Here is a 16,114-nt window from a genome sequence, read left to right as displayed (position 1 = left end):
TGGTTCGATGGTTGAGCGCCTTTTTCGCCCAAGAGCCTGGCGTTCCGACATTCCACCATCCTCAATGCTGCCCATGTGCGATCTTTGGCGCTCTGAAAAAGGGGAGGGGGAGACCCGCTGGTGAAAGGAGCTGATCAATGGCTCTCACCGCGATACGACCAACCCAAGACCTCATCGATCTCGTCGGCAGCCTCGGAGGCAGCTGGCACGGTCGTACTGCCATGTGCCTTTGCCCCGCCCATGCCGACCGGGAACCAAGCCTGTCGATCAGGCAGGGGGATCGGGGAATCCTGGTGACCTGCTTTGCTGGCTGCAGCCGGGAGGACGTGCTTCGCGAGCTGCGCCGGATACCGATCAGCCGCCGTTTCGCCTACACCGACACGCCGACCACGGTCGCGGGCAATGCGCTACGTCTCTGGGACGAAGCCTTGCCGGTCGAAGGAACCCTGGCCGAGCGCTATCTGAGCGGCCGTATCTTGCTGCCGATCCCTGGCGACCTGCGTTTCCATCCGCGCTGCCCTTATCGACCGCGTCCCTGGACCACCTATCATCCAGCCCTACTCGTGGCCGTGCGGGAAGGTCGGACGCTTACGGCGGTGCAGCGGATCTTCCTCGTTCCGGAAACGGCGCGCTACCGCATGAAGTTGATGCTCGGCAGGCCGCTGCGGGGGGCATGGCAATGCGGCGGGACCCAGGAGGGCAGGCTTGCGCTCGCCGAAGGGTTCGAGACCGCACGCGCATTCACGCTGCTCAATGCGATTCCCTGCTGGGCGAGCCTTGGCGCGCGGCGCCTCAACCAGATCCTGCTACCGGAGCACGTCACCACGCTCGTTCTTGCGCAGGACAATGATGCTGAGGGTCGCCGAGCCGCCGATCTTGCCGAAGACGCCTATGCAAGGGCCGGTCTCGTGATCGAGCGGATGCCGCCGCCGCCCCGCATCAAGGATTGGGCACGCGTACTCGAGCTGAGCACATCCCTCTAACGCGCTCTGAACGAATGCCCGGTTGGCAAGCAGGCTGCCGCTATCTGTCATCGTTTTTCCGGCGCGCGTTTTGCCGGTCATGCGCGCGTCCCCCAGCGACAGTGACCGCGAAACACAGGATCAGCAGCAGGATCGAGACGACGATGATCGCGAAAATGACCATGATTACCTTCTTGCGGAACGCGTGGGAATGCAGGCGTGTGATGGTGTGCTCATCAGGCCGCGCGGCGCCCGCCCGATCGACGTGGCCAGCGCAGCCGGCGTAGGATCCCGACACCAGCACGCGGAGCGCGCGTGTCGGTGTCATCGCTGCTCCGCTCCTCTTTATCGAGAGATTGGGGATCGAACGGTGACGCGAACCGGCCAGGCAAGGCGAACTCCCACAGGACTGCCGTCCGATCGGCATGATCCATCGTTTGGCCCTATCCTTATACGAAACGCTTGCCTGCATCGTTAAGATGCGAGTTTTGATGTTTGAAACATCAATAACCTTGACGCGGCGCGCTGTTCGGCAGGGCGTCTGCCACCCTATGGGTGCAGCCGGCGCGGTCGGGCACCGCGGCGGAGAAGTCAAAGGGAAGGGGGAGCGAAGGATTGATGCTGCCGATGGGGCAGCCAGTCCGGAGACCCCACCATGTCCGATCTCTTCGATACCACCACCGCGGCCGAGCGCCGCGCGGCCACGATTCTCGTCGATCGTCTGCGTTCGACCGAGCCGATCACCCGCGCCGACCTCAACGCCGCGATGGTCGAGGGCTATGGCGGAACGGATGCCGATGGCCTCTGGACCCAGCGCGACAGCTTCGAAATCCTGGAGCACGTTCTCGCGCATTACCTCCAATTCAGGCCCTATCCGCTCGGCTCGCTGAGCGATGTCGCGGCGGCGTGCGACCTGCTCGACCGGTTGCCCACCCAGACCGTGCGCAGCGAGGACCAGATCGAATGGCAGCAATTCTCGACGCCCGTCGATCTCGCCGCGGTCGCGGTCCTGCTCGCCAATGTCCAGACCGGCGATGTCATTCTCGAACCCAGCGCCGGCAACGGTCTCCTCGTAGCACACTGCCGCGACTTCTCCGCGCTCCAGCTCAACGAATATGCGCCCGCCCGCCGCGCGCGGCTCGCCGACGTCTTTCCCGACGCGGTCGTCACCGGACATGACGGCGCCACGATCAACTCGACCCTCGCCGATGCGCCGCGCCCCAACCTCATCCTGATGAACCCGCCCTTTTCCCGCTCGGTAGGACTGGGCGCGGACGCCCACGCCGCGGTGCGCCATCTCCAGGCGGCGCTGCGGCGGCTGCAGATCGGCGGACGGCTGGTCGCGATCATGCCCGACTGGTTCGGGCCCAATGCGCGGATGCGCGATCTCTTCGAGACGACATTGCGCGACGTCAGCGTCCGGACATCCGTGCGTCTCGAGAAATGCTATCTCAAGCATGGCACGTCGATCGCCGTCAGGCTCTTTGTCATCGACAAGATGCCCGGCACAGCCATCCCCGCAACGATCCAGCGCAGCTCCATCCGCGAGCTCATCAGCGCTCTCACCATCCACGAACGCGGGCCCCTTGGCGCACCCTCGGCACCGGCACCAAAGCGGTCGAGCAGTCCTTCGCTGTTCCGAGCGATGAAAAGCGGCCGCGCTCAGCCCCGTCCGTATCATGCTCCCGTGCGCAACAACGTGCTGCCGGTCGACTATATGCCGCTCGACACGCCTGCGCCGCTGCTCGAACAGGTGGGCGTCTATCTTCCCTATCGTCCGAGCCGCATCGCTTTCGATGCCGCCGGCGAGCATCCGACCGCGCTGGTCGAATCCGTCGCGATGGGCTCGATCGCGGCACCTATCCCGGCCTATGTCCCCAATCTTCCCGAACGAACCGTATCGGAGCGCCTGCTCTCAGCCTCGCAGCTTGAGACCGTGGTCTATGCCGGCCACGCCTGGGATCAGTTCCTGCCGGGCAAGTTCAGGCCCGCCAAAGAGGGCGTCGGGCTCGAAGATGCCGAGGACGGCCGCGCCTATCGCAAAGGTTATTTCCTGGGTGATGGCACCGGGGCGGGGAAGGGGCGGCAGGTCGCGGCCTGTATTCTCGACAGCTGGCTCGCCGGACGCCGGCGCAACATCTGGATCTCGAAGAACGAGGCGCTGCTCGAAGACGCGCGCCGCGACTGGACCGCGCTGGGCGGCCTCGCCGCCGACATCCAGCCTCTCGCCAACTGGAAGATCGATCAGGCGATCCCGCTCGAACAGGGCGTGCTCTTCGTCACCTACCCGACGCTCCGCTCGGCGCGTGGCGATCATAGCCGGCTGCAGCAGATCATCGACTGGGCGGGAGAGGACTTCGAGGGCGTGATCGGCTTCGACGAAGCCCATGAGATGGGCGGGGTCGCCGGTGGCGAGGGCGCGCTGGGCAAGAAGGAAGGCTCGCAGCAGGGAATCTGCGGCGTGCTGCTCCAGAACCATCTTCCCGGCGCGCGCGTCCTCTATGCGTCGGCGACGGGGGCGTCCGACGTCAACAATCTCGCCTATGCGGTGCGGCTGGGCCTCTGGGGCCCGGAAACGGCCTTCAGCAATCGCGAGCAGTTCATCTCGGGCATCCGCAAGGGTGGCATTGCGGCGATGGAGCTGGTCGCGCGCGACCTCAAGGCGCTCGGACTCTACACGGCGAGGGCGCTCAGCTTCGCCGGCGTCGAATATGAGATTCTGCGCCACGAGCTCAGTTCCGAGCAGATCGCGATCTACGATGCCTATGCCGACGCCTGGGGCATCATTCACCGCAACATGGAACATGCGCTCGAACTGACGGCCGTGGTCGACGGGATCGAAAATGCGACCCTCAACAGCGGGGCCAAGGCGTCGGCGCGATCTCGCTTCGAATCCACCAAGCAGCGCTTCTTCGGCCAGCTTCTCCTCAGCATGAAGCTTCCGACCGTGATCGCTGCGGTGAAGGCGCACCTGGCCGGTGGACAATCGGTCGTTCTCCAGCTGGTGACGACCGCGGAATCGATCCTCGACCGGCGGCTGGGCGAGCTCTCGCCGGATGAGCGCGCGAACTTGGAAATTGATCTGAGTCCTCGGGAGTACATAATCGACTACCTCGAACGCGCCTTTCCGACCCGCCAGATGCGCGTTTTCAAGGACGACACCGGCACGCCGCGATCGCTGCCGATGGTGAGTGAGGACGGCCATCCGGTCTACAATCCCGAGGCGCAGGCAGCGCGCGACGCGCTTATCGAGAAGCTCTGCGCGATGCCGCCAATCAAGTCGGCGCTCGACGCGCTGCTCGAGCATTTCGGGCACGACAATGTCGCGGAGGTCACTGGCCGAACCAAAAGGCTCATCACCGCGAGCGATGGACGGCAGAAACTGGAGAACCGGTCGGCCCGCACGAGCCAAGCCGAAGCCGCGGCGTTCATGGCGGGCAAGAAGCGGATGCTCGTCTTTTCCGACGCCGGCGGCACCGGGCGCAGCTACCATGCCTCGCTCGACGTGGCGAACCAGGAGCAGCGCGTGCATCTGCTGCTGGAGCCGGGCTGGCGCGCCGACCGCGCGATCCAGGGGCTAGGCCGGACCCATCGCACGCATCAGGCCACCACGCCGCTGTTTCGCCCGGTGACCACCGACTGCAAGGGCGAGCTGCGCTTCACCAGTACGATCGCACGGCGTCTCGACAGCCTCGGGGCGCTCACGCGCGGCCAGCGCCAGACCGGCGGGCAGGGCCTGTTCGATCCCGCCGACAACCTCGAAAGCGAATATGCCTGCGCCGCGCTTCTCTCCTGGTTCGACCTGCTGGCTGCGGGCAAGCTCTCCAGCACCACACTCGACGATTTCCAGCATCGCACCGGCCTTGAACTGGCCAACGAGGACGGTGTCCTCAAGGACGAGATGCCACCGATCCAGCGCTGGCTCAATCGCATCCTCGCGCTGCCGATCGCGCTCCAGAACAGCATCTTCGACGAGTTCCTTTCCCTGATTGAAACGCGCGTGTCTGCCGCGCGCGAAGCGGGGCGCCTCGATGTCGGCGTCGAAACGATCCTGGTCGACAAGGCGACGCTGATCGATGACGTGGTGTTGCGCACAGACGCGCGCACCGGCGCCACCTCGCATCTGCTCACCATCGAGATCGCGCGGCGCCGAAATCCCGTCTCGCTCGAGCGCATCCTGCGGATCGCCGATGGCGACGGAAGCGCCGGCTTCATGATCAACCGCAAGTCGGGCAAGGCGGCGCTGCGGATGCGGGCGCGATCGCTCATGGAGGAGAAGGAGGGCACGCCGATCCCGCGCGTCGAGATGATGCGGCCGACGCGCAACGAATATATGCGCGAGGATGATCTCTACGAATCCTCCTGGGAGGAGGTCGACCGCGAAGCCTTTTGCACCGAATGGTCAGCGGAAGTCGAGATCGCACGCGAGACCGTCGACAGTGAGACCATCCGCCTCGCAACGGGCCTGCTCCTGCCGATCTGGTCGGCGCTGCCGAGCGATCACATGGCAGTCAACCGCATCGTCGACGGGGAAGGGCGGTCCTGGCTCGGGCGCCTGGTGTTCGACGATCATGTGCCCCAGCTTTTCACCAAGCTGGGCATCGATCGGTCCGAAACACTGCCGGCCGATGCCGTGGTCAGGGCGGTGACGGCCGGGCGCAGCATCGACGTCTCCCATCCGTTTCCGCTCACGATCAAGCGGTCGGTCGTCAACGGTTCACCGCGAATTGAGCTCGTCGGTTGCCCATATGACCGCTTGGCCTGGCTCAAATCCATCGGTTGCTTCACCGAAGTGATCCAGTACCGCACCCGCATCTTCGTGCCGATGGCCTCGGCTGAGACGCTTCTGGCCCAGATTTTCGCCGAGCCCGGATGACTACTACGCGCCCTTTGAATCCTCGACGAACGGTGTCGAGCCGATCCGAGTTGGCTAGGGGGATGCCCTTGTCTGGTCGTACCTGGCATCAGCGTCAAACGGACGCTCGGCTCCCGGCCGTGTCCGGGTCGTTGGAGTCCTGAAGCTCGAGAGAGGGAAGGGGGAAGCGAAGCTGGTGTTCGGGCTGATCCGGACGCCAGATGGAGCTCTTCCCATGACCACTTCCGTTAAGCTCGCGAAGCTCACGCTCTCGCCCATCAATGTCCGCAAGCGGCCCGACGACCTGCTCGAAATCCCCCAGATGGCGGCCGATATCGAGGCGCGGGGTGTCCTGCAGAACCTGCTGGTCACGCCGCTGAAGAAGCCGCGCGGTACCTTCGAGGTGTTCGACGGCGGGCGCCGCTTGCGCGGTCTGCGGATGCTCGTCGAGCGCGGCGTCATCGACCCCGAGACTTACGATGTTCCCGTCAAGGTCCTGGTCGGCGACGAAGCCACGCTGTCGGAGACCTCGACCGCGGCGAACTTTCATCAGCTGAAGATGACGCCGGCCGAGGAATGCCGCGCGTTCCAGTATTTCATCGGCCTCAAGGGCGACATCGACGGCGTTGCCAAGCGCTTCGGCCTGACCCGCCGGTTCGTCGAAGGTCGCCTGCGCCTCGCGACCCTGGCCGAGCCGATCTTCGAAGCGCTGAGCGAGGGCTCAATCACGCTCGACGTCGCCAAGGCCTATGCATCGACCGAGAACCAGGAGAAACAGCTCCTCGTCTGGAGCAGCTACGGCAGCAGCTATTCGAACGCGGACACCATCCGCCGCGTCATCGCCAACGAGACGATGAATTCGACCGATCCCGTCGCCATCCTGGTGGGCGAAGACCGCTACGCGGAAGCCGGCGGCAAGGTCGATCGCGATCTCTTCAGCGACAGCGGCGACAAGTGGGTCAATCCCGAGATCGCGCAGCGGCTCGCCGCGGACATCATGGAGGCGGAAGCCAAGCGCGTCGGCGAGGAACTCGGCCTTGGATGGATCCGCCCGATCGCGTCCAACTTCACGCACAGCGCCGCCGCTGGTCTTTATCGCGTCATCCTGCCTGCACCCGAACTCACCGAGGAGCAGGAGACCCGGCTCGAAGAAATCTCGGCGCGGCAACAGGCCATTTCCGAGGAGATGGCCGACGATTCCATCGGTGAGGATGCCTGCAAGGCCCTCGACCAGGAATATGACGCGCTCACCGACGAGGATTATGCGATCCGGAACGTGGCGCCCACGTTGCCCGATGAGCTGCGGCCGCAAGTCGGCGCTTTCCTCAAGCTCACGCCCAAGGGCGCAATGGTACTCGACACGGAATATTATAGCGAGGAGCCGGTGCGGGTCGGCGGCACCGAGGACGAGGCGAAGGAAGGCGAGGATAGCGTCACGATCGGTCGTCCCACCGGGGGAGGCCGGGAAGGCGCCGCTCCAGTCCCTCGTCCCGAGGCCGTGGCCCCCGGAGGCAAGCCGCTCAGCGCGCGCCTCTACGATGAGCTCGCCATGCAGCGCCGCGACGTCTTGGCCGCGACGCTGCTCAGCCATCCGGCGCTCGCGCTCGACTATGCGCTGTTCGTCATGATCGACGACCGCATGAGCAGCTCCGCCGCCTACGGCTCGACCATTCGCGCCCGCTCCCCTCAGGATCCGGTATCGGGCGAGCTGCCGTCGACGCGGGCCCGAGCCTATTTGGCCGAAGCCCATGACGGGCTCGACGCGGTCTGGACGGAGCACAGCAGCGAAGTCGAGCGGTTCGAGGCGTTCCGGGCGCTTGACGACGACGGCAAGGCGGCTTGGCTCGCCTATATCGTCGCGATGTCGCTCGAAGCGCCGAGCTACCGTGCCGATCAGTGCCCGCTTCAGAACCGTCTCGCGACGATCATGGGAGTCGACGTCGCAAGCTGGTGGCGGCCGACCTCGGAGAACTTCTTCGACCGCGTCAGCAAGGGCTCGATCCTGACCTTGCTCGCCGAAGTCGGCGGCGCCGCGCTGACCGCCCGTCACGCCACCATGAAGAAGACGGAGATCTCGCAGTCCTGCGCGAAGCTCTTCGCAGGTGAGGCGATCGTCGAGCCGGAAGTTCGGGATACGGCGCTCGCTTGGGTACCGAACGCGATGAGGTTCCGCGACCAGGTGGACGTCGACGATCTCGACCTCGAGGAGGGTGCCGGCGAACAGCCGGACGATGCCGAGACCGTCGACGCGGTTGAAGCGAGCGAAACGGGGCTCGAACCGCACGCTGACGAACAAGGCGCGCTCGCGGCCTGAAGCCTCGCCTTCTGGATGTCCTGACCGCCGGCGTGCTTTCCCGCGTCGGCGGTTCCTTTTCCTCTCCACTCGGGAGTCCCCGCCATGCCAGTCTCTCGGCGATCCAGCCGCGATGTTGCCGCGGAAATCACGGACCTCATCATCCGCAAGCTCGAGGAAGGCGTCCCACCGTGGTCGAGGCCGTGGCGCATAAGCGGCGGCGGCGGTCGGCCGCTCCGTCATTGCGGGACTCCGTACACGGGGATCAACACGCTCTATTTATGGGCGCTCGGAGACGCGATGGGATATCGTTCCCGGTTCTGGATGACCTATCGCCAGGCCGAGGCGCTCGGGGCCAATGTTCGGCGCGGCGAAACCGGCGCAATCTCGGTCTACTATTCCTCGTTCAAGAAGCTGGAGGAGCATCCCGAAACGGGCAAGGAGGTGGAGCGCAACATCCGCTTCCTTCGCCATTACATCGTCTTCAACGCCGACCAGATCGATGCGCTGCCCGCCTATTTCTATGCGCCAGACGAGCCGCAGATGCCGGTGGCGCCCTCCCTCCGCCAGGCGGCAATCGATGCTTTCTTCGCCGGCATCCCCGCCGATGTGCGCCATGGCGGCAACCAAGCCTACTTCACGCCGACCTTTGATTATATCCAGATGCCAAATCGGACATCGTTCCGCAGCATGGATCTGTACGCATCGACAAGGTGCCATGAGACAGTCCACTGGTCGGGCCATGCCGACAGACTCGCTCGCACCTTCGGCAAGCGCTTCGGCGACAAAGCCTATGCATTTGAAGAGCTTGTCGCCGAAATCGGGGCAGGGCTGTGCTGCGCCGATCTGGATCTCCCGAATATCCTACACGACAGCCACGCAAGCTATGTCGGACACTGGCTCGGCATCCTTCGCGGGGACAAGACCGCCATCATCCACGCGGCCGCCAAGGCCGAGCAGGCCTTTGCTTACCTGAAGAGCTTTGGTGGCGCAGCCGACGACAGCGTTCGGGACGAGCCAACGGCGGCGGCAGCTCTCGCCGCCTGATCGCCACGTCCGATCGATTTTCCATTCCACTCATATCGCGAAGGAGCACCACCATGGGCTGGCTCTACATGCCTCGCCAATCGCTCGGCGGACACGCATCCGCGAAATCCTATCTCGACGCTCAGTTCACCCATGAACGCCCGCAGGAGGAGGGCGGCTCGCGCGGGCTCAAGGTCCTGGCTTCGGCCTGCCCCGGAAACCGGGTCTATTACGCCGCGACCCAGGTGATGACGAACGGTGTCGGCGGCGAAATCTTCGCGATCGTCTGCCTCGTCCGATGGAACCCTCGCGACAAGGAGGGAATGATCCTCGGATACAAGGATATGGAGGAATCCATGGGTCCCTGTGAGGATGGATGTCCCGCGCATATCCTGGATCTCCTGACGGCGACCGACAACAAATACGCTCTCGACTGGCGGGAGCGTTGCCGGGCCAATCTCGCGAGGCGTGGACGCAAACTGTCGGACGGTGATCGCATCCGGCTCGAGGCGCCGGTGACTTTCTCGGACGGTCACGTCGGGCAGGAGTTCGTGGTGTCCAAGCGCAGGCGAAAGCTCCTCCTTCGCGATCCCACCAACGGTAGTTTCTACCGGATCAGCCGCCTCATGGAGCGCGCCTGGTCGGTCGTGCCCGTCACCAAGGTCCACAAGACGGTGTTCGCCTGAACCTCAATCGATATATCCTCGTGACGAAGGGGATCATTTTATGACCATCAGCATCGACAGGGACGGCCTCTCTCCCAAACGCGCGCTGCTCTGCAGCCGCGAGAACGCCATGCGCGTCGCTGGGCGCATCTTCGATCATTACCCAAGGAAAGTGAGCATTTTGCGCACGGCGGACCCGCTCCAGCCCTTTCGCGTATCCACCGATCCGTCGGCGCCGGGTTTCGTCGTCCTTGAAATGGTCGCATGACGCGCGTTCCGACCCTGGCTCTCCTGCTTATCGCCGCCTGCACGCCGAGCGATGCCGCCGAGGACACCTCCTTCAATGCTACCGCGCGGGCGCTTGATGGCGATACGGTCGCGGCCGATTTCCGGCTTCTCGGCGTTGACGCCTTCGAGCGACGGCAACTTTGCCAGAAGGCGGGCGCGTGCTGGGAGTGCGGGAAGGCGGCGCAGGATCTTGCCGCCCGCACCTTGCATGGCGGCGATGCCAATATCCGCCTGTCCTCGCCATCAAGCTACGGACGGCCGGTGGCCGTCGTCACGGTCAACGGTCGCGATCTCGGCGAAGTCATGATCGGCTCGGGACTCGCCATTCCCCAGCCCCAGTTCCTCAAGGCCGATCCCGATCGTGCCGCGCGCTATGCGGCAGTCTTCGCGGATGCCAAGCGCCGCGGCGCCGGAGCCTTCGGGGGCGAATGGATCGAACCCACCCAGTGGCGACGTGGGCGTCGTCTCACCTGCGAGCGATAGCGACGAGGAAATCGAGCGCGTCGGCCATCAGGGAAGCCGCCTGCGCCGAGACGCCCGCGATCATCTCGACCGCGAACATGCCGGCATTGAGCCCGAGGGCGATCAGCAGGACGCGTTCTCACCTCTCGTCCCGCGAACGCTCCTCGCCGCATCCGCCTCCGCAGCAATCACCGGCCATGGGCCAACCTCGATTCGACTGACGTAGCTCATTATCCACCCGACCCGGTCCGATGGGTCAAGCCAAGCCTCGATCTAGCGAGGCAAGCCCGGGTTCAGACACCGAGCTCCGGATCCGCCCACCACGAACGCCCCTGCCGGAAATCGTCCGCTGCCGACACCATCGGCCCATCGGGCTCGTCCGCGACATAGGGCGAGACGAGCGGCCGCGCCTTAATGCGGCGCCGATGGATGTCGCCGGCGATCCGGCCGCGCGCCTCCAGCAGCTCCTCGAGCCACATGAGATCGTCGATCATCTCGACGACACCGCGGCCCGCGAGGCAATAATAAATGCAGCGCTGGAAGTCGTCGCCCACCGGATTGCTGAGGATCGAGGCCAGCTTGCGCTTGCCGCCCGGCTCGCCCTCGTGAATCCAGCTCACCGCCTCGCGGAGCTCGCGGACCGAATAGAAAGCGTCCTCGATATGCATGCCGATGGCCGCATTGGCGATCATCCGGCGCGTCGGGCGGTTCTGCTCGTCGATCGCCGCATCGCGCAGCGTCACGTCCAGATCGAAATGGTCAAGATAGCGGGCGGTCGAAGCGGACACGGTGATTCTCCTTCATGAGGAACATTATATGAACGATCCGCTCCCAAAGAAAAGATCAATCACGGTCATGGTGGGTCTGCCACACCTCGCCGACGGCAAGCTGCTCGAGCGTGCCAGGCGGTTGCAGCAGCCGGTCCTCATCTCGGCGAACGCGCTCTCGCGCTGGACGAAGGAGCGCGGCTGGCGCAAGTGGGCGGGTTGGCGGATCAGCGCGCTCGCCAACGCCACCGGCCTCAAGAGCCTTAGCCTCGACAGCGCCGGCTTCAGCGCCATGGTGACCTATGGCGGCTATCCGTGGACAATCGACGATTACATTCGCCTCGCCGCGGCCTTTCCCTTCCAGTGGTGGGCGAGTCTGGACTACTGCGTCGAGCATCAGGTCGCGGGCGACCGCGACGAGGTGCTCGACCGGATCTCGCGCACCATTCGCGCCAATGTCGAGTGTCGCCTGCGCGCTGAAGATCAAGGCATCCTGACCAATTTCATGCCGGTGATCCAGGGACGACTGCCGTTCGACTACGAGCGCTGCGCCGACGCGCTTTCAGGCACGATCGAACGGGCCGGACTGGTCGGTGTCGGGTCGATGTGCCGGCGCCCGATCCACGGGCCCGAAGGCCTGATGGCGGTCGTCGATCATCTCGATCGCGTGCTACCGCCGGGCATCCGGCTCCACCTCTTCGGCGTGAAGGGCGAGGCCATCCCTTATCTTACGGTCTTCGCGCATCGGATCGCCTCGATCGACAGCCAAGCCTACGGCGTAGCGGCCAGGAATGCGGCGCGACGCGGCGGCATTGCGAAGAGCGACGCCATCGTGGCGGACCATATGGAACTCTGGGTCTGCTCCCAGCATGCGCGCATGCGCCAAGCGCAGCGCCAGCTTCCGATGCAGGTGCCTGTAGCTGAACCCGCGCGACCCGACGACCCATGGGAGGCGGCCATCGCGGAAGCGCGGCAGCAAATCCGCGAACTGATCGAATTTGGTGATCTCGATCATGACGAAACCACCGCTCCTTGGATCGAGCAATGGGCGGCTGACATTTATCGCGAACGCATGACGCGCTGAATGGTCCCGTCATCCTCAATCGCCAGAACCTGGAAGCGCGCATGAAAGGAGAGCGGGAAGGCGGGGACGACGAAACTGGGGCCTGAAGGCTCCTGCAGCCTTGGGGAACCCTCATGCACTTCGGAACGATCGTCACGCACCGGGCAACCGAACGCTCGAACCGCGCAGAAATCCGCAACCCCATCCTCGCGCTCCCCGCCATTGCGCGACTACGGGAACTCGATCCTGAAGTCCGTGTCGCCCTGCAGGAACTGCTGCTGGATCTGCAGCAGGACGCTAGGGCGCGCGCGGAGACGAGCTGGCGGCGGCGCAAGCCGCCGGTCGCAGCATATTGGGCAGCCTGCGGCGTCTATGCAGGCCACATCGCTCGCGCCATCGGGGCGGGCGTCGGCCGCCGGCGCGGAAAGCGAGCGTAAGTTGTCCAAAGCCCCTTAGGAGCTGTCCGGTTATTCCTCATGAAGCGCGTGGTAGCTGTCCAGGCAAGACCGACTGTGACGCCCGCTGTGACCTTCCGCTCACCTGATTGCAGCAGCTTCTAGCACTATTTCCCGGAGAAAATCGTATGATTGATCATCATGATACACCGTTGCTCCGCGCGGTCAGAGAGAGCGTCGATCGTTGCGGCCAAGGCGTCGTCGCGGTCGTAAACGGTGAAGGAACACCTTCTCAGGCCCACACTATCGGCAACGCCAATCGCGGCCTCCCCGAGCTTCTCGGGCTTGGCGCCTTCATGCCACAGCGCATTTTCACAATCCTTGCCCAGATCGGTCACGAAATGCGCAAGGCGGGAAAGCCGCCGGGAATGTACATCGATCTGGGTCGTACCTATCCGATCAAAACACGTATCGCAGGGCCGGCGGCAATGACGTTTTATACCGACAGCGCGGGTAAATATCTTGGTCACGCCGACTATGCGGTTGTGCAGCTCCTGTTTGCCGATCCGCTCGGCCGCTACCCTGGCGAGGAGAACTGTGACCCTCGCTATGAAGTGCAGCATGTTTGACCCGATCTCTTTGCCTTCGCGCCGAGATTTGCTGCAGTAATCATTGCCGTGATCATGGCGGCGAGGGACTGGGCTTTGCCGCAGTGCGCGTCGCTATCGTCATCACAAGCTTGATCTGTGCGCTCCGGCGACGGACCAATCGCGAAGCCATGCGGCAAGGCTGAAAAGGGAAGGGGGGCCGGGGTCGCGAGTGGAAAGACCGCTCGAGATTTCCGGAGGACCCCATGAGCTACGACGTGGCGTTTCGCTATAGCCAAGCGCTCGACCCCAGCGCGCTGATCACCATCGGTACCACCTTGCACGCCGTGCAGGCGGCGATCACGGATTGCCGCAACGCCGGCATCGATGTCGAAACCGACCCCGCCGTCATCCTGCTGGTGCGGCATCTGTCGCAGGTCTGCGCCGATCGCGGCACAGACGCCGATCTCCGCCGGGACTGCATGGCGCGTATCGCCGATTTGCGGAACCGTCCCATGCTCAAGACCCTCGCCTTGCGCGGTGTCGCCTATGACGAACCGGCAAAGCGTCTCTTCCACTCCGAGGGCCGCGCCGCGCTGCGACGACTCGCCGAGGCGCTCGGCCTTGAAGAGGGCAGCTTCGATATCCGCTCCAACAAGGCCGGGCCGGCCGTATCCGGCGAGATCACCCTGCACGGCGAAACGCTGTGGGTGCAGCTCTCGATCGGGCCGTTCGGACCCGACCGCGAGGTCTGCTTTCGCAAGGTGCAGGGCCGGCAGGATCATATCGGCGAGCGCAACCACTGGGCATCGGTTCGCGAGCTGGTCGAGCCGGATCGTTTCGCCGCGCGTGTTCGCCGCGAACTCAAGCTCCCCGCGGCGGCGCCCACCGCGCCGCGGCTCGTCGCCTGAAGGGGGCAAATCATGCGCATCCTTCTCACCCGCATCAGGATCGGCGTGGACGTGCCGAGCTATTCTTACCGCACCTATGTCCCCTTCACCGAGATCTCGCTCGAACGTCAGGCCTTGATCTCGATGCACTCGGACTATGGCCACGGCGCCGGGCTCCTCGCTCGTCTGCCCGATGTTATCGCGCCAATGGCGCACCTCGAGGCCGCGTCCGGTCTCGACAAGCACAACGTCGCGAAGGCCATCGATGGCGTTGCCGATCGTCTCGCTGCCGTCCTCCTCGGTGCAGCCTTTCCCGAGATGACGGAACGGATCCTTCCGTTCCGCCTGGATGTCGCGTCCGTGCCGCCCAACGCGCGGCGGTTCGGGCGAAGCGAAAACCTCGCAGGACGCTACGAGATGCTCGTCCAGGCGCGCGATAGCCTCACCGCCGCGAGCCTCGGCTTCCGGTTGGAGACCGACCGATGATCTCGGAGCCGTTCGACCCGGCCGATGCTGGCACCTGGATCGCCCGAGGACGCAGGCCGGAGCATGCCGCCGTCATCGCCGAGGCCTGGCGCCACTTTCCGGATCTGCCAGCGGCGGCGGCACCGGAAGATCGCCTCGCGCGCATGCGACAGCGCGCGTTGGCGCTGCGGCCCGTGATGGAATCTATGTCGCGCGCCGCCGAGGAAGAGCGCCAGGCGCGGAACTTCGCCTTCACCGAAGCCCGCATCGCCAAAGGGGAGGGCGACGATCGCGATCGCGCGATCCTGTCTGCGCGCAGCCTCCACGGCTACGATTGGGATCGGGCGGTGCAGTACGCTTATGGCTGGTATGCTGCGATCGCTGGATGGGAACCGCGGGTGCGCCGGCCGGGATGTTCGACGGCCGCGACGATCGCCTACGATCAGGGCTTTGCTGAGGGCGGCGGCAACCGCGACGATCTTTTCGATACCGCCCGGCGCGCCTTCGAAGCGGCCGCGCCCCAGATCGAGCCGCCCTTGCTTGCCACCGGCCGGCCGCGCCCGAGTGAGTGGCCGAAACCGACCGACGAGCCTTTGCCCGCCCGCTGGAGCCGGCGGCTGCTCCTGCTCGGCGCGCCCGAGGCAGGCCTGGTCCCGCCGAGCGGTGACGCGAAGCCCGACGTCGCCGTGCTCCTCCCGACATTGCAGGCCTGTCAGGGCTATGGCGAACTCTTCGTCATCATCATTTCCGGCGCCGGTTTCCATGCGTTCGGCAATCAGCCGCCGGACGCTCGACCGTTGGAAGCCGCTTCCGGCGTTGTGTCGGGATCCGATCCGCGACTGGATCGCCAGCTCCGCGCACTGCTTGCCGGCCGCGACTTCGATGATGTCCTGATTGCCGCCCAGGAAGGCTATCTCGCGCTCCTTGACGCCCATGCGAGTGCGCTGCCGCTCTGCCGGACCATGGAACGCACGCGCAACACCGTCCTCCAGCAGCGCGCCCATTTCCGGATATGGCTCGATCGCGGCCTGTCGGCGGGCGAGAGCGTCGGCGCCGGTCACATTCGGTGGGGCAAGGCGGCCAAGGGTCTGACCGGCAAGCTCGGCGAATTCACCGCCCGCTATGCCGGCAAGTCGCCCGCCGGCGGCCATCGTATCGTGGTCGAGACTGAGGATGGCGAGCCCGCCCATCGCTATGTGACGCCGCAGGGCGAACCGCTCTCACCCGAAACCGTGATCGGCAATCGATCGCATCTCCGCAAGGAAATGGCCGCGCGGTTGCGGGCCTTCGGCGGCGCCACGCGCCTGTCCGCCGCTCCAATTTCCGATCTTCTCGATGCGCTCGCCGCCTGAGCCGGCGCTGGGGTGAGGGAAGGGGGAGCGCGAGAGAAGAGCCG

The 16,114-nt window shown here is 65.1% G+C and carries 15 protein-coding genes; 13 read left to right on the top strand and 2 right to left on the bottom strand.

The window, feature by feature from the left end; translation table 11 throughout:
- The first annotated feature begins 137 nt into the window (after positions 1-137).
- Positions 138-983: a DUF7146 domain-containing protein gene (locus ACZ2HM_RS23970; RefSeq protein ID WP_026002420.1), complete on the top strand. Its 846-nt coding sequence runs from the start codon at positions 138-140 to the stop codon at positions 981-983.
- Positions 984-1,023: 40 nt separating this feature from the next.
- Here ACZ2HM_RS23970 and ACZ2HM_RS23965 read toward each other — a convergent pair whose 3' ends face one another.
- Positions 1,024-1,290: a hypothetical protein gene (locus ACZ2HM_RS23965; RefSeq protein WP_017183335.1), complete on the bottom strand. Its 267-nt coding sequence runs from the start codon at positions 1,288-1,290 to the stop codon at positions 1,024-1,026.
- Between the two features lie 327 nt (positions 1,291-1,617).
- Here ACZ2HM_RS23965 and ACZ2HM_RS23960 point away from each other — a divergent pair, with 327 nt between their 5' ends.
- The 6 genes from ACZ2HM_RS23960 (at position 1,618) to ACZ2HM_RS23935 (ending at position 10,572) form a co-directional block, all read left to right on the top strand.
- Entirely contained in the window at positions 1,618-5,838 is a 4,221-nt protein-coding gene (locus tag ACZ2HM_RS23960; RefSeq protein WP_129927276.1) for a strawberry notch-like NTP hydrolase domain-containing protein, read from the top strand.
- Between the two features lie 214 nt (positions 5,839-6,052).
- Positions 6,053-8,131 carry a ParB/RepB/Spo0J family partition protein gene (locus ACZ2HM_RS23955; protein ID WP_017183287.1) on the top strand — a complete coding sequence of 693 codons (2,079 nt, stop codon included), beginning with the start codon at positions 6,053-6,055 and terminating at the stop codon, positions 8,129-8,131.
- Positions 8,132-8,215: 84 nt separating this feature from the next.
- Positions 8,216-9,157, top strand: coding sequence for an ArdC family protein (locus ACZ2HM_RS23950; protein WP_145206801.1), 942 nt, complete (start codon positions 8,216-8,218; stop codon positions 9,155-9,157).
- A 53-nt stretch (positions 9,158-9,210) separates the two neighbouring features.
- Positions 9,211-9,822 (top strand): DUF6927 domain-containing protein, encoded by a 612-nt coding sequence (locus ACZ2HM_RS23945; protein WP_017183280.1) that lies wholly within the window; start codon positions 9,211-9,213, stop codon positions 9,820-9,822.
- Between the two features lie 40 nt (positions 9,823-9,862).
- Positions 9,863-10,069, top strand: a complete 207-nt coding sequence (locus ACZ2HM_RS23940; protein WP_017183279.1) for a hypothetical protein — start codon at positions 9,863-9,865, stop codon at positions 10,067-10,069.
- The gene (locus ACZ2HM_RS23935) at positions 10,066-10,572 is read left to right on the top strand and encodes a thermonuclease family protein (RefSeq protein ID WP_017183278.1); all 507 of its coding nucleotides are present in this window, start codon (positions 10,066-10,068) and stop codon (positions 10,570-10,572) included. The genes ACZ2HM_RS23940 and ACZ2HM_RS23935 overlap by 4 nt, the downstream gene beginning before the upstream one ends.
- A gap of 272 nt (positions 10,573-10,844) precedes the next feature.
- On the opposite strand, the gene ACZ2HM_RS23930 is transcribed toward ACZ2HM_RS23935, so the two are convergent.
- The gene (locus ACZ2HM_RS23930; RefSeq protein WP_017183276.1) at positions 10,845-11,339 is read right to left on the bottom strand and encodes a hypothetical protein; all 495 of its coding nucleotides are present in this window, start codon (positions 11,337-11,339) and stop codon (positions 10,845-10,847) included.
- A 28-nt stretch (positions 11,340-11,367) separates the two neighbouring features.
- Between ACZ2HM_RS23930 and ACZ2HM_RS23925 the strand changes: the two genes are divergently transcribed.
- From ACZ2HM_RS23925 to ACZ2HM_RS23900, 6 genes are all read left to right on the top strand, one after another.
- Complete coding sequence (locus tag ACZ2HM_RS23925; RefSeq protein WP_017183275.1) at positions 11,368-12,402, top strand: deazapurine DNA modification protein DpdA family protein; 1,035 nt, start codon at positions 11,368-11,370, stop codon at positions 12,400-12,402.
- Between the two features lie 113 nt (positions 12,403-12,515).
- On the top strand, positions 12,516-12,818 hold the full coding sequence (locus ACZ2HM_RS23920; RefSeq protein ID WP_017183274.1) for a hypothetical protein: 303 nt from the start codon (positions 12,516-12,518) through the stop codon (positions 12,816-12,818).
- Between the two features lie 146 nt (positions 12,819-12,964).
- Entirely contained in the window at positions 12,965-13,405 is a 441-nt protein-coding gene (locus ACZ2HM_RS23915) for a DUF4262 domain-containing protein (RefSeq protein ID WP_081490916.1), read from the top strand.
- 224 nt (positions 13,406-13,629) lie between these two features.
- Positions 13,630-14,274, top strand: a complete 645-nt coding sequence (locus ACZ2HM_RS23910) for a hypothetical protein (RefSeq protein WP_017183272.1) — start codon at positions 13,630-13,632, stop codon at positions 14,272-14,274.
- Between the two features lie 12 nt (positions 14,275-14,286).
- Entirely contained in the window at positions 14,287-14,739 is a 453-nt protein-coding gene (locus tag ACZ2HM_RS23905) for a hypothetical protein (RefSeq protein ID WP_017183271.1), read from the top strand.
- On the top strand, positions 14,736-16,070 hold the full coding sequence (locus ACZ2HM_RS23900; RefSeq protein ID WP_017183270.1) for a hypothetical protein: 1,335 nt from the start codon (positions 14,736-14,738) through the stop codon (positions 16,068-16,070). The genes ACZ2HM_RS23905 and ACZ2HM_RS23900 overlap by 4 nt, the downstream gene beginning before the upstream one ends.
- The last annotated feature ends 44 nt before the right edge of the window (positions 16,071-16,114 follow it).

Source organism: Sphingobium sp. KKT206, from assembly GCF_055640555.1.
This window is presented reverse-complemented; position numbering and strand designations above follow the sequence as displayed.